Raw genomic sequence first — 25,940 nt, 5'->3', positions numbered from 1 at the left:
GTGCTCCAGCGCTTCCCACGCCACCTCCAGCAGCAGCCGCTGCTGCGGATCCATGCTCCGCGCCTCGCGCGGCGCTATCCCGAAGAACCTCGCGTCGAACCCATCCACCTCGCCGAGGAAGCCGCCTCGGCGCGTCATCATCTTCCCCAGCGCTTCCGGATCCGGGTCGTACAGGGCTTCCACGTCCCACCGCGGCGGCATCTCCCCCGTGCCGTCTCGCCCCTCATCCACGAGCCGCCACAGCCCCTCGACGTCCTCCACGCCGCCCGGGTAACGGCAGCTCCCTCCCACGATCGCTATCGCCTCCTGCTTCGCAGGAGACGGCATCGCGGGCCGCGACTTCACCTTGGTCTTCGCCCTCGCCGTGAGGCGCTCCTCAAGGAAATCCGCCAGCCGTTCCGCGGTCGGATAATCGAACACCAGCGTGGCCGGCAGCGCTTGCCCGAGCTCCGATGCCAGCCGGTTGCGCAGCTCCACCGCCATCAGCGAGTCGAACCCGAGCTCCTGCAGCGGCCGTGCGACGTCCACGCTCGAGGACGAGAGGCCCAGCACCTGGGCGACGTGGCCCCTGACCCGCGCATCGATCTCGGTCCGCCGGATCTCCGCCGTTCCGGCCGCCCAGCGCGCTGCGAGCGAATCTGCCTCCGCGCGCGGGGCGGCGGGCAACAGGTCTCGCCATTTGGCGCCGAGCCGCGCCCCGCGCTGCGCGAGCGCCTTCGCGTCGAACCGCACCGCCGCCAGCTGCGCCTCAGGACGCGACAGCGCCTCTCCCAGCAGCGCGAGCGCCTCCGCCGTCGACAGGAATCCAAACCCCTGCTCGGCCAGCCTCGCCTTCTGCGACGCCTCCAGCCGCGACGCCATCCCGCTCTCGCCCCACGCTCCCCAGTTGACGCTCAGGCCCGGCAGGCCAGCCGCCCTCCTCGCTTGCGCAAGCCCGTCCAGGAACCCGTTCGCCGCCGCGTAGCTCCCCTGACCGGCCGGACCCACCAGCGATGAAACCGACGAGAACAGCACGAAGAATTCGAGCTGCTGCCCTTTCGTCTGCTCGTGCAGGTTCCAAGCGCCGCGGACCTTCGGCGAGAACACCCGCGCCACGTCCTCCGCGCCCACCTCGGACACTACCCCGTCCTGGAGCACGCCCGCCGCATGGACGACGCCTGTCAGCGACCGCTCCTCCGGGATACTCGACAGCACCCGACCCAGCGACTCCGCATCTCCCACGTCCCCCTGCGCGACATCGACCGTCGCGCCCGCCTCTCGCATCCACCCGATCGCAGACTCCGCCTCTGCACCGGGGGTACTCCGCCCCATCAGCACCAGGTGCTTCGCGCGACCCTCCCGCACAAGCCACTTCGACACCTCGAGCCCCAGCGCTCCGAGGCCACCCGTCACCAGCACCGTCCCTTCCGATGCCCCGCTCTCCCGCTCGGAAGGCCCCCGCGCGGTCTTCACCAGCCTCGACACGTACCGACGGCCACCGCGCCACGCCCGCTCCGGCTCCTCGTCCGCCGCGCGGAGCTCCGCCTCGACCCACGACGCGTCTTCGGCCCCACCCTCCACGTCCACGAGCGTGCACCCGAGCTCCGGGTGCTCTTCACGGATCACCCGACCGAGACCCCACAGCGCGGCGCCGGCGGCGCTCACCGCGTCGCTCTCACCGACCGCCTGCGCTCGCGCGGTCACCACGTACAGACGACTCGGCTCTTTCCTGCCGACCAGCGCTTGCAGCGCTGCCACCGTCGCCTTCGTCAGCTCCTCCGCCCCTGCCCCGACGTCCTCTCCTTCCCACTCCGCTCCGAGCACCGAGACAACCCCGGAGATCGCTCCTGACGTCGACGCGATCTCCGAAGCACCACGGACCGTCTCTCCACCGAGCCGCGACGCCACCTCTCGCCCCAGCGCCGAGCCCTTCGTCAGCACAAGCCACCGACCAGGCTCCACCTCCGCATGCGCCTCCGCGCTGACTTCCCGCCATGCGAGGCGCAGAAGCGGCACGCGCGCCGCGTCCGTTCCGAGAAAGGCATCGCGCGGCGCCCGCTTGCAGGTGAAACCGGCAATCTCGGCGACGATGGCGCCGCTCTCGCCGAAGATCTGGAGATCCGACGTGACGACCTCGGCCGATCCGCCCGAGCGCATGCGCGCGTGGCACGATCCCCCCTGGACGCGATCGCCATACCAGCGAAGCTCGGCGATGGCCCACGGAAGGACCGGCGCGCCGTCGCTCTCCGCCTGAGCGAAGGACGCAACGAAGCCGTTGTCGATGAGCGTCGGATGAATGGGCGCTTCGTCGAAGCTCGTGCCGGCCACCGGATCGAGGCGCACGAGCCCGACGCCGTCGCCGCTCCTGAGCTCCCGGATCCAGCGCCAGCGCGGGCCCCACTGGATGGCTCCCTTGTCGAACTGCCCCTCAAGGCTCCGCTCGTCGACGCACGCCGCCGCGAGCGCTTCCAGGGCGGGGCCGTCGGTCGGCGAAGCTGCGTCGATGAGCAGCTTCCCCTGCGCGTGCGTACGCCAGTCCGCCCCGCCGCCGTCGCGCGTCGCCACGGTGAACGCATGCCCTTCGTCGGCGGCCGGCGTGAGCACGACATGCAGGTCGATGTCTCGATCGAGCACGAGCGGCTTCACGAACTGCACGTCCCGCAGCGTCGCCGCCGTCGCGCCCAGCCGATCCGCGGCGACCGCGAGCAACGTCGACAGGTAGAACGCCCCGGGCACGACCGTGCGCCCATGGACGACGTGGTCCGCGAGATATCCTTGCCGGTTCGGTCCGATCGGCACCACCTGGTGGAGCGCCGGCCCCGGGACGTCGAGCGGCGCTCCCGAGAGCCGCCACGAGCCGCTCGCGCCCAGGCGAGGCGCGGCCGGCGCCTCGTCGATCCAGTAGCGCTGCCGCTGCCAGGCATAGGTAGGCGCCGACGCAGCCCGGCGCGGATAGGGACGGTCGAAGCCGCGCCAGTCGATATCGACCCCGGCCGCGTAGAGCTTCGCCACCGCCTCGGCGATCGTTTCCCACTCGTCCCGGCCTCGCCGCAGCGACGGGACCGACAGCCCCTCGGCCAGCCCCATCGCCAGCAGCGCCGGATGAGGTCCGATCTCCACGAACGTGTTCACTCCGCGGTCACGGAGCGTCTTCATCCCCTCCGCGAAGCGCACCGCCTCCCGCGTATGACGCCTCCAGTACTCCGCGCGCGTCACCTCCTCCCCCGCCTCGCGCCCCGTCACGTTCGACACGAGCACGCTCCGCGGCGCCGACATCGACACCTGCGACGCCGCTCGTTCGAGCCCACCGAGCATCGGCTCCATCAGCTCCGAGTGGAACGCGTGCGACACCTTCAGCGCCTTCGTCCTCAGACCGCGCGCCTCCAGCTTCGCGCACGCAGACCGCAGCGGTCCCTCTCGCCCCGACAGCACCACCTGCGTCGGGCCGTTGTCCGCCGCTATCGACACCCCGGGCTCAGCGCCAAGCTCCCGGATCACCTCTTCCACGGACGCCTGCACCGACGCCATCGCCCCAGCTTCGCGCAGCCCCGCCATCAGCCGCCCGCGCTCCACCACCAGCCGCAGGCCATCTTCCACGCTCATCACGCCCGCCACGCACGCGGCCACGTACTCGCCGACGCTATGGCCCATCACGGCCTCAGGCTCCACGCCCCATGACCGCCACAGCTCCGTCAGCGCGTACTCCACCGTGAACAGCGCAGCTTGCGTGTGCTCCGTTCGCCCCAGCGCCTCTTCGTCCTCCCAGGGGATCTCCACCACCTGCGCGCAACGCTCCACCGCCGCTCGATACACGGGCTGTGTCGCGTACAGCCGGCGACCCATGCCCGCATACTGCGAGCCCTGACCCGTGAACAGGAACGCTACCCGCCTCGGCTCCGCCTTGCCCCGCACCACCGCGCCCGCGTCGAGCCGCTCGAGCAGCTGCGACCGCGTCGACCCCACCACCGCCAGCCGCTCTTCAAAGTGGCTCCGGCACGCCCCCGCCGTGTAGCAGAGGTCCGCCACCCCCTCGCCCTGCTGCCGCCGCAGCTGCTCCGCATACCGGCCACGCAGCGCCTCCAGCGCCGACTCGCTCCTGCCGGACAGCGCCAGCACGTGCACCGGACGCTCGATATCGCCCGCGCCCGCGCCCGCGGCAGCCGGCACCACCGTCGGCCGCGGAGCCTCCTCCACGATCACGTGCGCGTTCGTCCCCGACATCCCGAACGAGCTCACCCCGGCACGCCGAGGGCCCTCGCTCTTCTCCCACCGCTCCAGCCGCCGCGGAATCGACAGCGGTAGCCGCTCCCAGTCCAGGTGCGGATTCAGCGTCTCCGCATGCAAATGCGCCGGGAGCGCCTCGTGCGACAGCGATAGTGCGACCTTCAGCACCCCCGCAATGCCAGACGCCGACTCGAGATGACCGAGGTTCGTCTTCACCGAGCCGAGCTTCAGCGGCCGCTCCTTCGTCCTGCCCGCGCCGTAGACCGCCGCCAGCGCCTCCACCTCGATCGGGTCACCGAGCTGTGTCCCCGTCCCGTGCGCCTCCACGTAGTCGACATCCCCGGGCGTCAGCCCCCCGCTCCGCAGCGCCTCCCGGATGACCGCTTCCTGCGCCGCCCCGTTCGGCGCCGTCAGACCGCTCGAGCGCCCGTCGTGGTTCACGGCGGACCCACGGATCACCGCGAGGATCCGGTCCCCGTCGCGCTCCGCGTCCCGGAGCCGCTTCAGCACCACCACCGCGCAGCCCTCGCCGCGACCGTAGCCGTCAGCGCCTGCCGAGAACGTCTTGCACCGACCGTCCGCAGACAGCGCGCGGAGCCGCGACGCGTAAACGAAGGGCTCCGGCGAGAGCATGAGCTGGACGCCACCCGCGAGCGCCACCTCGCACTCGCCCGCGCGCAGGCTCTGACACGCGAGGTGCAACGCCACCAGCGACGACGAGCACGCCGTGTCCACCGCCACCGACGGGCCGCGCACCCCGAGCACGTAGGAGAGCCGCCCCGACGCGAAGCTCGTCATGACCCCCGTCGCGACGTAACCATCCTTCGCGGCGCCGGCGCCGATCTTCGCGATCAACGACCCGTAGTCGCTCGGCCCGATCCCCACGAACGTCCCGACGGGCCGGTCCGACAGCGATCGAGGCGCCATCCCCGCGTCCTCGAGCGCCTCCCAGCTCGCCTCCAGCAGCAGGCGGTGCTGCGGATCCATCCGCGTCGCCTCGCGGGGCGAGATCCCGAAGAACGCCGCGTCGAACCCGTCCGGGCTCGCGAGGAACGCCCCATCGCGGACGTACATCTTGCCCTCGGCGTCGGGGTCCGGATCGTACCAGGCCGCCGTGTCCCAGCGCTCCGGCGGCATCGGGCCGACCGCATCCCGCCCCTCCGACAGGAACCTCCAGAACGCCTCCGGGCTCTCGATCCCGCCCGGCAGGCGGCACCCCACCCCCACGATCGCGATCGGTTCGTTCCGGAAGCGCTCGAGCTCGGCGACACGCGCCCGCAGGCGCTCGACAAGCCCGAGGACCCGCTTTGCGTCGATGCTGTTCATTCCAGGGCTCCATCGAGCTCGAGGTGCATCGCCAGACGGGCGGCGGCCTCCTCATCGGTCAAGCTGTCGATCTCCGAATCGATCGCAGTGATCTCGGGCGCGGGAATCACCACCGGCTCGCGCAACCCCAGGACGCCGAGGAGGTGCTCGGCGAGGTCTCGCACGCTCGGATGGTTGAACGTCACCGTCGCGGCGAGGGTGATCCCGAGGTCTCGGGCGATGGATTGACGGATCTGCACCGCCATCAGCGAGTCGAGCCCGAGATCGAAGAAGCCTTTCTGCACGTCGAGCCCCGCTGGATCGCTCATGCCCAGGGTCTCGGCCACGACACGCTGGAGCCAGGTCCGGAGCCGCACGACGCGAGCCGCCGCCGGCGTCCGCCGGAGCTCCGCCAGGAAGTCCCCATCCGCCGTGGCCGTCGCGCGCGCGCCCGCGCCCGCGCCGTCGAGCTCGTCGAGCAGGCGCCTTCCGCCGCCCTCGTAGAGGGGGCGGAAGCGCGTCCAGTCCATGTCCGCGACCACGCCGTGCGCCACGCCCGCGGCGAGGAGCAGCGCCATCCCCTCGAGAGCGGCAGGCGTGCCGAGGCCCCGGACGCCGAGCCGCGCGAGCTGCGCCGCCTCGTCTGCCGTGACCCCGCCGACGTCGCGCCACGGCCCGAAGCCCACGCTGAGCGCAAGCACCCCTTCCGCGCGGCGCGCCTGCGCCCAGCCGTCGAGGTACGCGTTCGCAGCCGCGTAGGCGCCCTGACTGGCTGATCCCCACACGGAGGCGATCGACGACACGCACACGAAGGCGTCGAGTCGACGGCCGCGCGTCAGGCTGCCGAGGACCTCGACCCCCCTCACCTTCGCCGCCATCGCTCGCTCCAGCGCCGCGCCGTCGAGCTCCGTCAGCCGGCTCCATCCCCGCACGCCCGCGGCGTGCACGACCACCCGAAGGGGCGAGGCGCCGACGTCGATCGCCTCGACGAGCTCCGCCACCGCGGCCGCGTCCGTCACGTCGACGGCCGCCACCGTCACCCTGGCTCCGAGCGCCTCGAGGCGCGCCACCGCGCCCGCCGCTCCTGCCGCCGCGCTGCCCTGCCGGCCGAGGAGCACCACGTGCTCGGCGCCGCGCCGCACGAGCCACGTCGCCATCTCGAGCCCCACGCCGCCGAGGCCGCCCGTGACGAGCGCCGTGCCCGACGTCGCGAAGGGCTCGCTCGCCTCGATCTCCTGTGGCGCGAGCCGCGCCACGTACCGGCGTCCCGACCGGAGCGCGACCTGGCCCTCGCCCGCGTCGGCGAGGAGCTCGGCGGCGAGTTCGGCCGACGCGTCTTCCGCGGTCGATAGATCGATCAGGCCTCCCCACGTCGCGGGATGCTCGAGCGAGGCGACCTTGCCGAGCCCCCAGAGCGACGCCTGGCCGGGGTCGATCGCCTCACCCGCGACCGACACGGCGCCCCGGGTGATCAGCCAGAGGCGAGACGGCGGGCGCGCCGCCGTGATCCACCGGCGCAGGTCGTCCAGACCGCGGATGCACGCGTCCCCCGCGCCCAGATCGAGGGCGCCGAAGTGGACGATCCCGCGGAAGTCCTTCCCGGCGTGAGCGGCGGCGTCTTCCGCGCGCGCCGTGGTGCAGGAGGCGCCCGCGGCCTCGAGCGCGCGCGCGACCGCCTCGCCCGCTCCGCGCTCGTCCATCACGATGAGCCACTTGCCGGCCGAAGGCGCGGGACTCGAGGCCTCGCGACGCTGGGGCCGCCAGGCGACGTGATAGAGCAGCTCATGCGCCGGGCGCGCCGGCCGCGCCTCGGCGATGCGCGCGCGAAGCGCCTCGAGCGTCCGCTTCGCGACCTGCTTTTCTTCTGGCGAGAGGGCCATCGACGCGGAAAGCGCCTCGAAGGCCTCCGCGGAGCCGAGCAGCTCGTCGAACGTCGACCGCGCTCCGCTCTCGGGCGCGGGATCCATCCAGTAGCGCTGCCGCTGCCAGGCGTAGGTCGGCGCCGGCACCGTCCGGCGCGTATAGGGGCGGTCGAAGCCGCGCCAGTCGATGTCGACGCCGGCCGCGTACAGCTTCGCCACCGCCTCGCCGAGCGTGTCCCAGTCGTCGCGCCCTCGCCGCAGCGACGCCACCCACTGCGCGCTCCCGACCGGCACGCACTCCATGCCCATGCCCAGGAGGGTCGGGTGCGGTCCGATCTCCACGAACGTGTTCACCCCGCGGTCACGGAGCGTCTTCATCCCCTCCGCGAAGCGCACCGCCTCCCGCGTGTGCCGACTCCAGTACTCCGCGCCCGTCACCTCCTCCCCCGCCTCGCGCCCCGTCACGTTCGACACGAGCACGCTCCGCGGCGCCGACATCCGCACCTGCGACGCCGCTCGCTCCAGCCCGCCCAGCATCGGCTCCATCAGCTCCGAGTGGAACGCGTGCGACACCTTCAGCGCCTTCGTCCTGAAACCGCGCCCTTCCAGCTTCGCGCACGCAGACCGAAGCGCTGCCTCCCGCCCCGACAGCACCACCTGCGTCGGCCCGTTGTCCGCCGCGATGCTCACGCCAGGCGCGTCGCCAAGCTCCCGGAGCACCTCTTCCACTGACGCCTGCACCGACGCCATCGCCCCAGCTTCGCGCAGCCCCGCCATCAGCCGCCCGCGCTCCACCACCAGCCGCAGGCCATCTTCCACGCTCATCACGCCCGCCACGCACGCGGCCACGTACTCGCCGACGCTATGGCCCATCACCGCCTCGGGCTCCACGCCCCATGACCGCCACAGCTCCGTCAGCGCGTACTCCACCGTGAACAGCGCAGCTTGCGTGTGCTCCGTTCGCCCCAGCGCATCTTCGTCCTCCCAGGGGATCTCCACCACCTTCGCGCAACGATCCACCGCCGCCCGATACACGGGCTGCGTCGCGTACAACCGGCGGCCCATCCCCGCGTACTGCGACCCCTGGCCCGTGAACAGGAACGCTATCCGCCTCGGCTCCGCCTTGCCCCGCGCCACCGACCCGGCCTCCAGCCGCTCGAGCAGCTGCGACCGCGTAGACCCCACCACCGCAAGCCGCTCCTCGAAGTGGCTACGGCACGCTCCCGCCGTGTAGCAGAGGTCCCCTGCTCCCTCGCCTTCCTGCTTCCGCAGCTGCTCGACATAACGGCCGCGCAGCGCCTCCAGCGCCCCCTCGCTCCGGCCCGACAGCGCCAGCACGTGCACCGGACGCTCGATATCGCCCGCGCTCGCGCTCGCGCTCGCGGCAGCCGGCACCACCGCCGGCCGCGGAGCCTCCTCCACGATCACGTGCGCGTTCGTCCCCGAGATCCCGAACGAGCTCACCCCCGCGCGCCGAGGCCTCTCGCCCTGCCGCCACGGGCGCGGATCGGCGGCGACCTCGACCGGTAGCTCGCTCCACGCGACATGCTCGTTCGGCCTTCGGAAGTGGAGGTTCGCCGGGATCTCGCCGTGCTGGAGCGCCAGCACCGTCTTGATGAGCCCAGCCACCCCGGCGGCCGCCTCGGTGTGACCGATGTTCGACTTCACCGATCCGACGACGACCGGACGACCGGCGGGCCTGCCCTCGGACAGCGCCGCGCCGATCGCCTGCAGCTCGATCGGGTCACCCAGCGGCGTGCCGGTGCCGTGCGCCTCGACGTAGTCGACGTGCTCCGCGCCCAGCCCCGCCTGCGCGAGCGCGCGGCGGATCACCGCCTCCTGGGAGGGGCCGTTCGGCGCCGTCAGCCCGTTCGAGCGGCCGTCCTGGTTGACGGCGCTGCCGCGGACGACGGCGAGGATCGGATCGTTCGCGCGCAGCGCGTCCGAGAGGCGCTTGAGCACAAGCACGCCGCACCCTTCGGAGCGGACGTATCCGTCGGCCGACGCGTCGAACGTCTTGCAGCGCCCCCCGGGCGACAGCGCCTTCAGCCGGCTGAAGTAGATGCTCGTCTGCGGTGAGAGCATGACGCTCACGCCGCCCGCGAGCGCGACGTCGCACTCGCCGGAGCGCAGCCCCTGACACGCCAGGTGCACCGCGACGAGCGACGACGAGCAGGCGGTGTCGATCGGCATCGACGGCCCCTGCAACCCGAGCACGTACGAGAGCCGGCCGGCCGCGACGCTGTAGGCGATCCCGGTGCCCGTGTAGGGATCGATCTCGGCCCCTGGCGCATGCATTCGCCGCGCGCCGTACTCGGCCGAGGAGATGCCGACGTACACGCCGGTCGAGGTGCCCGAGAGCGCGTCGGGAGCGTAGCCGGCGCGCTCGAGCGCCTCCCACGTCACCTCGAGCAAGAGGCGCTGCTGCGGATCCATCCCCCTGGCCTCTCGCGCCGAGATCCCGAAGAAGGCGGCGTCGAAGCGGTCGATTCCATTGAGGAATCCGCCATACCGCGTGGTCATCTTGCCGGGCGCGTCGGGATCCGGATCGTAGAACGCGTCGATGTCCCAGCGGTCCGACGGCACCTCGCCGATCGGGTCGCGGCCCTCGCGGAGCAGCCGCCAGAAGTCCTCCGGACCGCGCACCCCGCCGGGGAAGCGGCACCCGAGCCCGACGATCGCGATCGGCTCGTCCTTCGGCGCGCCGAGCGCCGGAGCGGGCGGAGGCGCCGAGGTGGAGGGGACCTCGGCGAAGCGACCGAGGAGGTACGCGGTGATCTGCTCGACGGTCGGGTAGTCGAAGACGAGCGTCGCCGGCAGCGACTGGCCGAGCTCCGCGGCGAGGGCGTTCCTGAACTCGACGACCATCAGCGAGTCGAAGCCGAGCTCCTTGAGCGGGCGCCCGCTCGGCACGTCGGAGGCCGACGGCAACCCGAGGATGCGCCCCACGTGCGCGCGGAGGCTGGCGTCGATCTCCGCCGCGCGCGCGTCGGCCGGCAGCTTCGAGAGCCGGGCCGAAAGGGAGCTCGCCGCCGGCCCGCGCGCGGGCATCGGCGCGAGCTCGCTCCAGCGGGGCCCGAGCGACGCCGCGCGACGCGCGAACGTCCTCGCGTCGAGCGAGATCGCGAGCAGGTGCGCCTCGGTTCGCGCGAGCGACTGCCCGAGGAGGGCGAGCGCGTCCTCGGTCGCGAGCAGATCGAACCCCCTGTCGGCGATGCGCGCGCGCAGCGCCGGGTCGAGGCTGGCCACCATGCCGACCTCGCCCCAGGGCCCCCACCCCACGCTGACCGCCGGCATCCCGAGCGCCTGGCGCGCGTGGGCGAGCGCGTCGAGGAACGCGTTCGCGGCGGCGTAGTTCGCCTGCGCGGCCGAGCCGACGAGCGCCGAGGCCGACGAGAAGAGGACGAAGAAGTCGAGCGCCGCGTCCTTCGTGAGCCGGTGGAGGTTCCAGGCGCCCTGGACCTTCGGCCGGAAGACCGCCGCGAAGCGCTCCGCGCTCTGCCGGGCGAGCGGCGCGTCGTCGAGGACCCCCGCCGCGTGGATGACCCCGCGGAGGGGGCGATCGGCGGGGATCGCGTCGAGCAGGACCCGGAGCTCGCGCTCGTCGGCGACGTCCGCCGAGGCGACCGCGACCTCGGCCCCGGCGGCGCGGAGCGCTTCGATCGCCGAGAGGACGTCGTCACGGTCCGACGGGCCGCGGCGGCCGACGAGGAGCAACCGCGACGCTCGCCCCTCCCGGACGAGCCAGCGCGCCACCGCGAGCCCGAGCCCGCCGAGCCCGCCGGTGACGAGGACGGTGCCGTCGCTCCGCGGCGGCTCGAGCGAGACCCCGTCCGCCAGCACGATCTTGCCGGTGTGCGCGCCGCGCGCCATGAGCCGGAAAGCCGCCTCGGCGTCGCCGACGTCGAAGGCGCGCACCGGGAGCGCGGTCAGGTGCCCCGCCCGGAACCCCTCGCCGATGACGTCGAGCATGCGGCGGATCCGCTCGGGCTCCGCTGCCATCATCTCGAGGAGATCGAACGCCTGGTAGCTCACCCCGGGATACGCCGCCGCCACGTCGCGCGGGTCGCGGACGTCGAGCTTGCCCATCTCGATGAAGCGTCCGCCTGCGCGCAGGAGCGAGAGCCCGGCGTCGACGAGCGGACCGGCGAGCGAGTCGAGGACGACGTCGACGCCCTCCCCCGCCGTCGCGCCGCGGAGCGCATCGGCGAACCCGGGCGCGCGCGAGCTCGCGATGTGCTCGATCCCCATCGCTCGCAGGACGCCCCACTTCGGCGGGCTCGCTGTCGCGAGCACCTCGGCGCCCAGCCAGCGCGCCACTTGAACCGCCGCCATCCCGACGCCCCCCGCGGCGGCGTGGATGAGGACGCGCTCGCCCGGCTTCACCTTCGCGAGCTCGACGAGCGCGTGGTAGGCGGTCAGGAACGCGATCGGCAGCGCCGCCGCCTCCCGGCTCGTGAGGCCCGCCGGCGCTCGCGCGACGAAGCGCGCATCCGCGGTGACCTCCCCGAAGCCGCCGCGGGCGAGCCCCATCACCAGGTCGCCCTTCGCGAGCCCTCTCACGCGATCGCCGACGGCGATGACCACGCCGGCGCACTCCGTCGCGATCGGCAGCGTCCCCAGGGGCATCATCCCGAGCGCGACGAGCACCTGCCGGAAGTTGAGGCCGGCTGCTTCCACCTGGATCGCGATGTCGTCGGGGCCGAGCGGAGGAGGCGCGCTCGGCACGAGGCGCATCGCGTCGAGCCGCCCCGCGTCGAGCGCGAGCTCGAACGAAGCCGCGGCGGGTCGCTCGAGCGCGGCGCGGACCTTCGCGAGCCGCGCCACGTACCGCCTGCCTCCGCGCAGCGCCCGCTCCGGCTCCCCGTCGAGCGTTCCGAGCTCGTCGACGAGCGTGGAGGCCACGGCGGCCGACGCCTCGTCGAGGTCGACGAGCACGCACCCGAGCTCCGGGTGCTCCTCTTGCGCCGTCCGCGCGAGCCCCCACAGCGTGGCCGCCACCGGGTCAACCGTATCGCCGGCCGAGACCGCCTGGGCGCGCGCCGTGGCGAGGACGAGGCGCGGGGTCGCTCCCCGCTTGCGGCCGAGCAGCCGCTGCGCGAGCTCCAGCGCCTCGATCGCGAGGGCCTCGGCGGCGGCAGGCTCGCACGCCGCCGTCTCCGTACCCCAGAGGCAGAGGACGCCCTCGAGGGCCTGGGCCCCGAGCTGCTCCCGCCAGGCGTCACGCGCGACAGCGTCGCCGGTCGCGCCGCGCGCGGCGAGCTCCCGGGCGACGGCCGCGCCGAGCAGCGCGTCTCCGGTGAGCACGAGCCAGCGGCCCGACATCGAGGTGGCGGGACGGGCGGGGGCCTCGCGCCACGCGAGGTGGTGGAGCGCCGCGCGGCGCGCCGGCTGCGCCCCGAGGAACGCGTCCCGCGGCGCGCGCTTGCACGTGAACCCGTCGATGCTGGCGACGACGGAGCCGGCCTCGTCGAAGAGGACGAGGTCCGCGACGACAGCGTCCTGGCCGATCGCCGCTCCCTGGCGCGTCCGCCCGTGGGACCAGCCGCCCCGCGCCGAGCTTCCGACCCAGCGGAGCTCGGCGAGCGCCCAGGGCAAGATCGGCGTACCGTCGCTGTCGGCCAGGAGGTTCAGGAATCCCGCCGCGAAGCCGTTGTCGATGTGCGTCGGGTGCAGCGGCGCTTCGTCGAAGCTCGTCCCCGCCGCCGGATCGAGCCGCAGGACGCCGGCGCCCTCGCCGACCTTCGCACCCCGGATCCAGCGCCATCGCGGACCCCACTCGATCGTCATCCCGGCGATCTTGGCGTGGAGATCATCGAGGTCGAGATCGCGCGGGCAGGCCGCGAGCGCCTCGTCGAGCCGTGGTGCTGCTTGCAACACCGCCTCGAGGAGGAGCTTTCCTTCGGCGTGCGTCCGCCAGCTCGCTCCGTCCGCTTCCCTCGTCGACAGGGTGAAGGCATATTCCCGCTCGGACACCGGCGAGAGGACCACGTGCAAGTCGGTCTCTCCCTCGACGACGAGCGGCCGCATGAACTGCACGTCGCGCAGCGTCGCCGCCGTCGCGCCCAGCCGATCCGCGGCGACCGCGAGCAACGTCGACAGGTAGAACGCACCCGGGACGACGACGCGGCCATGCACCGCGTGGTCGGCGAGGTATCCCTGCCGGCTCAAGCCGAGCGGCACCACCTGGTGGAGCGCCGGCCCCGGGACGTCGAGCGGCGCTCCCGAGAGCCGCCACGAGCCGGTCGCGCCCAGGCGCGCCGCGGCCGGCGCCTCGTCGATCCAGTAGCGCTGCCGCTGCCAGGCGTAGGTCGGCGCCGGCACCGTCCGGCGCGTATAGGGGCGGTCGAAGCCGCGCCAGTCGAACTCGACGCCAGCCGCGTACAGCTTCGCCGCCGCCTCGCCGATCGTTTCCCACTCGTCCCGGCCTCGCCGCAGCGACGCCACCGACAGCCCCTCGGTCAGCCCCATCGCGAGCAGCGCCGGGTGCGGTCCGATCTCCACGAACGTGTTCACCCCGCGCTCGCGCAGCGTCTTCATCCCCTCCGCGAAGCGCACCGCCTCCCGCGTGTGCCGACTCCAGTACTCCGCGCCCGTCACCTCCTCCCCCGCCTCGCGCCCCGTCACGTTCGACACGAGCACGCTCCGCGGCGCCGACATCCGCACCTGCGACGCCGCTCGCTCCAGCCCGCCCAGCATCGGCTCCATCAGCTCCGAGTGGAACGCGTGCGACACCTTCAGCGCCTTCGTCCTCAGACCGCGCGCCTCCAGCTTTGCGCACGCAGACCGAAGCGCGCTCTCCCGCCCCGACAGCACCACCTGCGTCGGCCCATTGTCCGCCGCGATGCTCACGCCAGGCGCGTCGCCGAGCTCCCGGAGCACCTCTTCCACTGACGCCTGCACCGACGCCATCGCGCCAGCTTCGCGCAGCCCCGCCATCAGCCGCCCGCGCTCCACCACCAGCCGCAGGCCCTCTTCTACGCTCATCACGCCCGCCACGCACGCGGCCACGTACTCGCCCACGCTGTGACCAAGCACCGCCTCGGGCTCCACTCCCCACGACCGCCACAGCTCCGTCAGCGCGTACTCCACCGTGAACAGCGCAGCTTGCGTGTGCTCCGTTCGCCCCAGCGCCTCTTCATCCTCCCAGGGGATCTCCACCACCTGCGCGCAACGATCCACCGCCGCCCGGTACACCGGCTGCGTCGCGTACAGCCGGCGGCCCATCCCCGCGTACTGCGACCCCTGGCCCGTGAACAGGAACGCTATCCGCCTCGGCTCCGCCTTGCCCCGCGCCACCGACCCGGCCTCCAGCCGCTCGAGCAGCTGCGACCGCGTAGACCCCACCACCGCAAGCCGCTCCTCGAAGTGGCTACGGCACGCTCCCGCCGTGTAGCAGAGGTCCCCGACTCCCTCGCTCTCCTGACTCCGCAACTGCTCGACATACCGGACGCGCAGCGCCTCCAGCGCCGCCTCGCTCCGGCCCGACAGCGCCAGAACGTGCACCGGACGCTCGATATCGCCCGCGCTCGCGCTCGCGGCAGCCGGCACCACCGTCGGCCGCGGAGCCTCCTCCACGATCACGTGCGCATTGGTGCCCGACAGCCCGAACGAGCTCACCCCCGCACGCCGGGGGCCCTCGCCCTTCTTCTCCCACCGCTCCAGCCGCCGCGGAATCGACAGCGGAAGCCGCTCCCAGTCCAGGTGCGGATTCAGCGTCTCGGCGTGCAGGTGCGCAGGCAGCGCCTCGTGCCACAGCGACAGCGCCACCTTGAGCACTCCCGCGATCCCCGACGCCGACTCGAGGTGTCCCAGGTTCGTCTTCACCGACCCGAGCTTCAGCGGCCTGTCCTTCGTCCGCCCCGCGCCGTAGACTGCCGCCAGCGCCTCCACCTCGATCGGATCCCCGAGCTGCGTCCCCGTCCCGTGCGCCTCCACGTAATCGACATCTCCGGGCGCGATACCCCCGCTCCGGAGCGCCTCCCGGATGACGGCCTCCTGCGCCGCCCCGTTCGGCGCCGTGAGATCGCTCGAACGCCCGTCGTGGTTCACGGCGGACCCACGGATCACCGCGAGGATCCGATCCCCGTCGCGCTCCGCGTCCCGGAGCCGCTTCAGCACCACCACCGCGCAGCCCTCGCCGCGACCGTAGCCATCAGCGCCTGCCGAGAACGTCTTGCACCGACCGTCCGCGGACAGCGCCCGCATCCGCGAGAGATAGACGAAGGGCTCCGGCGAGAGCATGAGCTGGACGCCGCCCGTGAGCGCCACCTCGCACTCGCCCGCGCGCAGGCTCTGACACGCGAGGTGCAGCGCCACCAGCGACGACGAGCACGCCGTGTCCACCGCCACCGACGGGCCGCGTACCCCGAGCACGTAGGAGAGCCGTCCCGACGCGAAATTGGTCGATACCCCCGTCGCGACGTAGCCATCCTTCGCGGCGCCAGCGCCGATCTTCGCGATCAACGACCCGTAGTCGCTCGGCCCGATCCCCACGAACGTCCCAACCAGCTGACCCGAGAGCGAGCGAGGCGCCATCCCCGCGTCCTCGAGCGCCTCCCAGCTCGCCTCCAGCAGCAGGCGGTGCTGCGGATCCATCCGCGTCGCCTCGCGGGGCGAGATCCCGAAGAACGCCGCGTCGAACCCGTCCGGGTTGCTCGCGAGGAACGCCCCATCGCGGACGTACATCTTGCCCTCGGCCACGGGGTCCGGGTCGTACCAGGCCGCCGTGTCCCAGCGATCCGGCGGCATCGGGCCGACCGCATCCCGCCCCTCCGACAGGAACCTCCAGAGCTCCTCCGGGCTCCCGATCCCGCCCGGCAGGCGGCACCCCACCCCCACGATCGCGATCGGCGACGCGTCCGCGCCCGAGAGCCTCGCCGCCGAGGCCGCCTTGTCTTCTGCGCCGTGAGGAACGGGCGCGTCGAAGGCGGGGATCGCCCCGCGCGCCGCCAGCTCTCCGAGCAGGTACCGCGCGAGCGCGACCACGTTCGGGTGGTTGAAGGTCGCCGAGGTCGAGATCCGGAGGCCGAGCCCCTCCTCGAGGCGCTTGCGAACCTGGACCGCCATCACGGAGTCCATGCCTTGCTCACGGAAGCCGGAACGCGGGTCGACGCGCTCGGACTCATCGAGTCCGAGGGTGTCGGCCACGATGCGACGCACCCACGCTTCGAGGCGCAGCGGACGGTCGTGCGAGGGCGCTCGCTGGATGGCGGCGAGGATCCCGCCATCTCCATCGCCGCGCGCTCTGGGCGACGTTTCGCTCTCGCCGACTCCATCGATCGCGGCCAGCAGCCGGCGCCCGTTGCTCTCGTACACCGGCCGGAAGAGGGTCCAGTCCACGTCGACCACGACGCCGTGCGCGACCGCCGCGCCGAGCAGAAGGGCCATGCCCTCGAGCGCACGCGCAGGGCTGAATCGACGGATGCCGACCCGCTCCAGCGCCTGCGCGTCCGCCTCGCCGAGCTGGCCCACCCCGGCCCAGGCGCCGAAGCCCGTGCTGAAGGCCGGAACCCCGGCGGCGCGGCGCGCCTGCGCCCAGCCGTCGAGGTATGCATTCGCGGCCGCGTAGGCGCCTTGCTCGACCCCGCCCCAGACCGACGCGATCGACGACACGCAGAAGAACGCGTCGAGCGACCTGGCGGCAGCGAGGCGCCCGAGCGCCTCCACGCCGGCGACCTTCGAGGCGAGCGTTCGCTCCAGGCCGGCGCGGTCGTAGGTCTCGACGCGGCCCCGGTCGGGGACACCGGCGGCGTGCACGATGACCTTCAGCGGCGATCCATCGGCGTCGATCCGCTCGCCGAGCGCTGACATCGCGGCTTCGTCGGCCACGTCCGCCGCGACGACCGTGACGCGCGCGCCGAGCCGCTCGATCGCGCTCGACGCCTCCGCCGCGCCGGGCGTCGCCGCCCCGCGCCGTCCGACGAGGACGACGTGCTGCGCGCCGCGCCCCGCGAGCCATTTCGCGATCTCGAGCCCGACGCCGCCGAGCCCGCCCGTCACGAGCGCCGTCCCCGACGTCGCGAACGGCCGCGACGCCCGCGCGTTCAGGCGCGCGAGCCGCGCCACGTACCGGATCCCATCGCGGAACGCGACATGCTCCTCGCCAGCGCCGGACAGGAGCTCCGCGGCCACCGCCGGGCTCGCATCCTCCGGCGCGGGCAGGTCGATGAGCCCGCCCCAGCGATCCGGCTGCTCGAGCGAGACCGCGCGCCCGAGGCCCCAGACCGCCGCCTGCCGCGGGTCCGGCGCCTCGCCAGAGACCGAGACCGCGCCGCGCGTGACGACCCAGATCCGGGCCCGGGTCCCGGCCAGCGCCCTCGTCCAGCCGAGGACGCCCTCGAGGCTCTGCACGCACGCCTCCACCGGGGCGGCGGCGAGGGGATCGACGGTCGCGCAATGCACGACGCCGTCGATGTCGCCGGGCGGCGCGCACGGGCGCTCGCCGGGGCGCAGCCGCGTGCAGGCCGCGCCCGCGCTCTCGAGGGCGCGCGCGACGGCTTCGCCCACGCCAGCCTCGTCGAGCACGATCCAGAAGCGCGCGCGCGTCGCGTCGACCGGGGCCACATCGGTCGCGAGGGGCCTCCATTCCACCGCATAGAGCAGGTCGCGCGCCGGGGAGGCCCGGTGTGCCGGCGAAGCGTGCTGGGCCGCCTCGGGGCCGGCCTCGAGCCAGAAGCGCTCGCGCTGCCACGGATAGCTCGGGAGGGTGGTGACGCGCCCGGCCGGGTAGAGGCGGCGAACGTCGAGCGCGCAGCGCGCCTCGTAGAGACGGCCGTAGCTCTCGAGCAGCCGCGCCTGCGCGCTCTCTTCCCGGCGGAGCGAGCTCACCACCACCGCCGGTCGCCCGCCCTCGCCGCGCAGGCCATCTTCCATCGACGCCACCAGCACGGGGTGCGCGTTCACCTCCACGAAGGCGTCGTGGCCGTCCGCCCGGAGCGCCTGCACCGCCTCCCAGAAGCGCACCTGCTCGCGCAAGTTCTGCTCCCAGTACGCGGCGTCCAGCGCTCGCTCGATCCGCTTCCCCGTGACCGTCGAATAGAACGGCACCTTCGGCGGCCCGCTCTCGATGCCGCTCAGCGCCTTCAACAGCGGCTCGCGCAGGCTCTCCATCTCCGGGCTGTGCGACGCGTAGTCCACCTTCACCTGTCGGCAGAAGACGCCCGAGCGCGTCAGACGCTCCAGCAGCTCCGCGACCGCGTCCTTCTGCCCGGAGACGACCACCGAGCGCGGGCCGTTCACCGCGCCGACGACGACCCGCCCCCCTTCGCCCGCGATGGCAGCCTCCGCCTCCTCGGGCGAAAGCTCGACCAGCGCCATCGCCCCGCGGCCGCTCTCACGCTTGACCAGCCGGCTCCGAACCGCCACCACGCGCGCCGCGGCCTCCAGGCTCAGCGCCCCCGAGACGTACGCCGCCGCGGCCTCCCCCATGCTGTGGCCCACCACCGCGGCAGGCTCGAGCCCCCACGACCGCCACAGCGCCGACAGGCCAACCTGCATCGCGAAGACCGCAGGCTGGATCACGTCCACGTCCTCGAGCGCGCCCTTCGGGCCTTCCCCCCGGAGCACCTCGAGCACCGACCAGTCCACCGTCGAACGGAGCGCCCGGTCGCACGCCTCCACCGCTTCGCGGAACGCTGCCTCTTTCTCCAGAAGCTCGCGCCCCATCCCCACCCACTGCCCACCCTGGCCGGGGAACACGAACACGACCTTCCGCTCCGCTTCCTCCTCCTCCGAGGCCGCTTCCCGGACCTTCGGCGCCTTCGCCTCCAGCTCCGACGCGAGCGAGAGCGTCGTCTCCCCCACCACCGCCAGCCGGTACCGGTGGTGCGTCCGGCGAGACGCCGCCGTGTAACCGATGTCGATCAGCGCGCGGCTCGCCGCGCTCTCCTCGCCCATCGCGCGGAGGTGCCGCGCGTACCGGCGCGCCAGCTCCGTCAGCGCCTCGGCGCTCTTCGCCGACACCGTCACGAGGTGCGGTCGGCTCCACGGCGAGGGCTCCTTCGCCTCTTCCGCCGGCGCTTCCTCCAGGATCACGTGGGCGTTGGTGCCCGAGATCCCGAACGAGCTCACCCCTGCGAACCGCGGCGCCGACCCCCGCGCCCAGGGCACGGGCTCCGACGCCACGCGCAGCCCGAGCTCCTCCCAGCCCACCGTCCTCAGCGGCTCCTCGACGTGCAGGCTCTTCGGGATCTGCTCGTTCGCCAGCGACAGCGCCGCCTTCAGCACCCCTCCCACCCCGGCCGCCGCCTGCGTGTGCCCGATGTTCGACTTCAGCGACCCCACCACCAGCCGCTGCTCGCCCCTCCGGCCCTCACCCAGCGTCGCTCCCAGCGACTGAAGCTCGATCGAGTCCCCCAGCGGCGTCCCCGTCCCGTGGCCCTCCACGTAACCCACCGCCGTCCCCGGTATCCCCGCCTGCTCCAGCGCTCGCCGGATCACCGTCTCTTGCGACGGGCCGTTCGGCGCCGTCAGCCCGTTCGACCTGCCGTCCTGGTTCACCGCGCTACCCCGGATCACCGCCAGGATCCGATCCCCGTCCCGCTGCGCGTCGCTCAGACGCTTCAGCACCACCATCGAGCACCCTTCGGCCCACCCGACGCCGTCCGCGGCGCTGTCGTACGCCTTGCACCGCCCGTCCGACGACAGCCCGCGCAGCCGGCTGAAGTCCACGAACACCCGCGGCGTCAACATCAGCGCCACACCGCCCGCAAGCGCCATGTCGCACTCCCCGGACCTCAGGCTCTGACACGCGAGGTGCAACGCCACCAGCGACGACGAGCACGCCGTGTCCACCGTCATCGACGGGCCCTTCAGACCGAGCAGATACGATAGCCGTCCCGACGCGACGCTCCCGGCGCTCCCCGTCGCCGCGTATCCATCCAGCCTCTCGAGCGACCCGCCGCCCAGCGTGCCGTACTCCGTGTACATCCACCCCACGAAGACGCCCGTCTCGCTCCCGCTCAGCTCTCCGACGCGCTGGCCTCCGTGCTCCAGCGCTTCCCACGCCACCTCCAGCAGCAGCCGCTGCTGCGGATCCATGCTCCGCGCCTCGCGCGGCGCTATCCCGAAGAACCTCGCGTCGAACCCATCCACCTCGCCGAGGAAGCCGCCCCGGCGCGTCGTCATCTTCCCCAGCGCTTCCGGATCCGGGTCGTACAGGGCTTCCACGTCCCACCGCGGCGGCATCTCCCCCGTGCCGTCGCGCCCCTCATCCACGAGCCGCCACAGCCCCTCGACGTCCTCCACGCCGCCCGGGTAACGGCAGCTCCCTCCCACGATCGCTATCGCCTCCTGCTTCGCGATCCTCCGTGCCTCCTCGCGCTTCCGCGGCGCCTTGGCGGCCAGACGCTCCACGAGATGGGCGGTCAGCTGCCGGACGGTCGGGTAGTCGTAGACGAGCGTCGTCGGCAGCGCTTGCCCGAGCTCCGATACCAGCCGATTGCGCAGCTCCACCGCCATCAGCGAGTCGAACCCGAGCTCCTGCAGCGGCTTCTCCGCATCTTCCTTCCAGGCCGGCGGCAGTCCGAGCACCCGTGCGACGTGGCCGCGCACCCACGCCTCGACGTCCTGCGCGCGCGCTTCAGCCGGCAGGTGCGCGAGGCGCCCCGCGAGCGCCGCGCCGTGCCCCTGCGGGGCGGACGGCGACACGAGCTCGCGCCATTTCGCGCCGAGCCGCGCCCCGCGCTGCGCGAGCGCCTTCGCGTCGAAGCGCACCGCCGCCAGCTGCGCCTCCGGCCGCGACATCGCCTCTCCCAGCAGCGCGAGCGCCTCCGCCGTCGACAGGAACCCGAACCCCTGCTCGGCCAGCCTCGCCTTCTGCGACGCGTCCAGCCGCGACGCCATCCCGCTCTCGCCCCACGCTCCCCAGTTCACGCTCAGGCCCGGCAAGCCAGCCGCCTTCCTCGCGTGCGCAAGCCCGTCCAGGAAGCCGTTCGCCGCCGCGTAGCTCCCCTGACCGGCCGGCCCCAGCAGCGACGACACCGACGAGAACATCACGAAGAATTCGAGCTGCTGCCCTTTCGTCTGCTCGTGCAGGTTCCAAGCGCCGCGGACCTTCGGCGAGAACACCCGCGCCACGTCCTCCGCGCCCACCTCGGACACTACCCCGTCCTGGAGCACTCCCGCCGCGTGCACGACGCCCCTCAGCGCCCGCTCCTCCGCGATCCTGGACAGCACACCGCGCAGCGACTCCGCGTCTCCCACGTCCCCCTGCGCGACATCGACCGTCGCGCCCGCCTCTCGCATCCACCCGATCGCAGACTCCGCCTCTGCCCCGGGGGCACTCCGCCCCATCAGCACCAGGTGCTTCGCGCGCCCCTCCCGCACAAGCCACTTCGACACCTCGAGCCCCAGCGCTCCGAGGCCGCCTGTCACCAGCACCGTCCCTGCCGATGCCCCGCTCTCCTTCTCCGACGGCCCCCGCTCCGACGGCCCCCGCTCCGACGGCCCCCGCGCGACCTTCACCAGCCGCGAGACGTACCGACGGCCGCCGCGCCACGCCCGCTCCGGCTCCCCCTCGCTCGCCCGGATCTCCGCCTCGACAAACGACGCGTCCTCGGCACCTCCCCCCACGTCCACCAGCGTGCACCCGAGCTCCGGATGCTCTTCACGCATCACCCGCCCGAGGCCCCACAGCGCGGCGCCGGCGGCGCTCACCGCCTCTCCCTCGTCCACCGCCTGCGCTCGCGCCGTCACGATGCACAGACGCCCGGATTCTTTCCTGCCGACCAGCGCCTGCAGCGCGGCAAGCGTCGCCTTCGTCAGCTCCTCCGCCCCCGCCCCCCCGTCCTCTCCCTCCCACTCCGCTCCGAGCACCGACACAACGCCAGAGATCGCTACTGCCGACGACGCGATCTCCGATGCGTCACCGATCGTCGCGCCACCGAGACGCGCCGCCACCTCTCGCCCCAGCGCCGAGCCCTTCGTCAGCACGAGCCACCGGCCCGCCTCCAACTCAGCCGGGGCTGGACGCTTTTCCTCTCTCCACGCCAGCTGCAGCAGCGGATCAGGCGTGGCGACGGTGGCGCGCTCGAACCGCTCCGCGTCGGCGCGCTTGAACCTTGCCCGCCGGACCTCGGCGAGCAGACGACCTTCGTCGTCGAAGAGCCTCACGCGCACGGAGACGACCTCGGCATTGCCGTCAGCAGGGCCGAGCCGTTCGGCATGCGCCCAGGCCACGCTGGCGCCGGACGCGTGAAGCGCGAAGTCGTCGATCTCGAAGGGCAAGTAGAGCGCGCCCGCCGGAGCGCCGATCACCCACGCGAACATCTGGAGCGCCGCATCGAGGAGCGCGGGGTGAAGCCCGTAGAGCGCGGCATCGACGCGCGCGCTGTCGGGCAGACGCAGGCGGGCGAGCGCCTCGCCTTCCCCTCGCCAGAGGGCGACGAGGGCCTCGAAGGTCGCGCCATAGGTCACGCCGACGGCGCGGGGCGCTTCCGCCAGCGCGGCCGCGCCGATCTCTTCCGCGCAGCGCGCGCGAAGCGCCGAGACGTCGATCGGCGCGAGATCCGCCGCGTCGTCGTCCTTCGCCCAGCCGGTCGCGTGCGTCGCCCAGCGCTCGTTCGGCGCGTCGATCGGCTGGCTGTAGACCGCGACCGGGACTCCTTGCTCTTCCCGCTCCGAGACGACGACCTGCACCCGCAGCGCGCCAGGCTCGGGCAGGACGAGCGGCTCTTGCAAGGCGAGGCCCGTGATCCGGAACGCCCCGGTGCCGAGCACGTCGCGAACGGCGGCAGAGGCGATCTCGACGAACGCCGCCGCCGGCAGCACGGGCCGATCGAAGACGCGGTGATGCGCGAGCTGGACCTGCTCCGTGACGTCGAGCGTCGCCTCGAAAACACGCCTGGCGCCCGCGATCGCGATCTTCGTCCCCAGGAGCGGATGAACCGGCTCGACGAGGCCAGCGCGGCCCGGCCGAGCGGCGATCCAGTACTTCTGTCGCTGCCAGGCGTAGGTCGGCGCCGAGCCTCTCCGCCGGGAATAAGGGCGGTCGAAGCCGCGCCAGTCGATGTCGACGCCGGCCGCGTACAGCTTCGCCACCGCCTCGCCGAGCGTGTCCCAGTCGTCGCGCCCTCGCCGCAGCGACGCCACCGACAGACCCTCGGTCAGCCCCATCGCCAGCAGCGCCGGGTGCGGTCCGATCTCCACGAACGTGTTCACCCCGCGCTCGCGCAGCGTCTTCATCCCCTCCGCGAAGCGCACCGCCTCCCGCGTGTGCCGACTCCAGTACTCCGCGCCCGTCACCTCCTCCCCCGCCTCACGCCCCGTCACGTTCGACACAAGCACGCTTCGCGGCGCCGACATCCGCACCTGCGACGCCGCTCGCTCCAGCCCGCCCAGCATCGGCTCCATCAGCTCCGAGTGGAACGCGTGCGACACCTTCAGCGTCTTCGTCCTCAGACCGCGCGCCTCCAGCTTCGCGCACGCAGACCGAAGCGCGCTCTCCCGCCCCGACAGCACCACCTGCGTCGGCCCGTTGTCCGCCGCGATGCTCACGCCAGGCGCGTCGCCGAGCTCCCGGAGCACCTCTTCCACCGACGCCTGCACCGACGCCATCGCGCCGGCTTCGCGCAGCCCCGCCATCAGCCGCCCGCGCTCCACCACCAGCCGCAGGCCATCTTCCACGCTCATCACGCCCGCCACGCACGCGGCCACGTACTCGCCCACGCTGTGGCCCATCACCGCCTCGGGCTCCACTCCCCACGACCGCCACAGCTCCGTCAGCGCGTACTCCACCGTGAACAGCGCAGCTTGCGTGTGCTCCGTCCGGCTCAGCGCATCTTCGTCCTCCCAGGGGATCTCCACCACCTGCGCGCAACGATCCACCGCCGCCTGATACACGGGCTGCGTCGCGTACAGCCGGCGGCCCATCCCCGCGTACTGCGACCCCTGGCCCGTGAACAGGAACGCTATCCGCCTCGGCTCCGCCTTGCCCCGCACCGCCGCGCCGGCCTCCAGCCGCTCGAGCAGCTGCGACCGCGTAGACCCCACCACCGCAAGCCGCTCCTCGAAGTGGCTACGGCACGCTCCCGCCGTGTAGCAGAGGTCCCCTGCTCCCTCGCTCTCCTGACTCCGCAGCTGCTCGACATACCCGACGCGCAGCGCCTCCAGCGCCCCCTCGCTCCGGCCGGACAGCGCCAGCACGTGCACCGGACGCTCGATATCGCCCGCGCTCGCGCTCGCAGCGGCCGGCGCCTTCCGTCGCGGCGCCTCCTCCACGATCACGTGCGCATTGGTGCCCGACAGCCCGAACGAGCTCACCCCCGCGCGCCGAGGCCTCTCACCCCGCGGCCACGCCACATCCTCCGACGCCACCACGAACGGCGTCCCTTCCAGCGAGATCCGGGGGTTCAGCGCGCGAAAGTGGAGCTGACGCGGGATCCGCTCGTGGTGCAGCGACAGCACCGCCTTCATCAGCCCCGCAATCCCCGCCGCCGCTTCGAGGTGCCCGAAGTTCGTCTTCACCGACCCGAGCACGCACCGCGAACCGTCCGCGCGCCGCGCGCCCAGCACCTCCCGCAGCGCCTCGTATTCGATCGGGTCGCCCAGCGACGTCCCCGTTCCGTGCGCCTCCACATACCCGATGTCGCTCGCCACGAGCCCCGCGTCCTTCAGCGCTTCTCGCAGCAACGCCTGCTGCGCCAGCACGTTCGGCTGCGTCAACCCCGTCGACCGCCCATCCTGGTTCACCGCAGAGCCGCGGATCACACCCCAGATCCGGTCTCCGTCCCGCTCGGCGTCACCAAGGCGCTTGAGGACCAGCGCTCCGCACCCTTCCCCCCGCACGAACCCGTTCGCGCTGACGTCGAACGTCTTGCACCGTCCGTCGGGAGAGAGCGCCTGGAGACGCGCGAGCCCGAGCATCGTCACGGGCGAGAGGATGACGTTCACGCCGCCGGCGATGGCGAGATCGCTCTCCCGGAGCGCCAGGCTCTTGCAGGCGAGGTGAACGCAGACGAGCGACGAGGAGCAGGCCGTGTCGATCGATACGCTCGGGCCGTTGAAGCCCATGAGATACGAGATCCTGCCGGCCGCCATGCTCGGCATGCTCCCCGTCTTGGCGTAGGCGTCGAACGAAGCCGCCCCTCGCTCGTAGACATGCTCCCAGTAGTCCTGGGTACACATCCCCACGAACATCCCCGCCCGCGACCCTCGCAGCGAGTCAGGCGGCAAACCGGCGTCTTCGAGCGCCTCCCAGACCACCTCGAGGAGCAGCCGCTGCTGCGGGTCGAGCTCGACGGCCTCGCGCGGAGCCATCCCGAAGAAGGAAGCGTCGAGGCCGTCGATCGGCTCGTCGAGGAGCGCCGCCCACCGCGTGGCGGGCGCGGATTGCTCGATGCCGGGCGCCCACCGGACGCCCGTGATGTCCCGGACCGCGTCGACACCTCGCTCGAGGACCCGAAAGAGCGCGTCCGGGCCGCTCGCCCCCGCCGGAAAGCGGCACCCCATGCCGACGATCGCGATCGGTTCGTCGAGCGCCCCGAGCCGGCTCTTCAGCTCGGTGATGGTCACGAGCGAGCGCTTGAGGAGCTCCCGGAAGTCCACCGCCGAATCGTCTTTTGCAGCCAT

2 protein-coding genes (1 of these 2 cut by a window edge) are annotated in these 25,940 nt (G+C 73.0%); both read right to left on the bottom strand.

Going from position 1 to position 25,940, the window contains the following annotated elements; genetic code table 11:
• Positions 1-5,529 carry the 5' portion of an SDR family NAD(P)-dependent oxidoreductase gene (locus WME85_RS12900; protein ID WP_437838103.1) on the bottom strand. The gene continues 4,998 nt to the left of window position 1, outside the view, so only the first 5,529 of its 10,527 coding nucleotides appear in the window; it begins with the start codon at positions 5,527-5,529; its stop codon lies off the left edge, out of view.
• Positions 5,526-25,940, bottom strand: coding sequence for an SDR family NAD(P)-dependent oxidoreductase (locus WME85_RS12895; protein WP_437838101.1), 20,415 nt, complete (start codon positions 25,938-25,940; stop codon positions 5,526-5,528). The genes WME85_RS12900 and WME85_RS12895 overlap by 4 nt, the downstream gene beginning before the upstream one ends.

It is taken from the genome of Sorangium sp. So ce1153, assembly GCF_051521595.1.
Classification (GTDB): domain Bacteria; phylum Myxococcota_A; class Polyangia; order Polyangiales; family Polyangiaceae; genus Sorangium.
This window is presented reverse-complemented; position numbering and strand designations above follow the sequence as displayed.

Coding starts and splice junctions, on each gene's coding strand:
- WME85_RS12895 (WP_437838101.1), bottom strand. CDS start 25,940: ATGGCTGCAAAAGACGATTCGGCGGTGGACTTCCGGGAGCTCCTCAAG.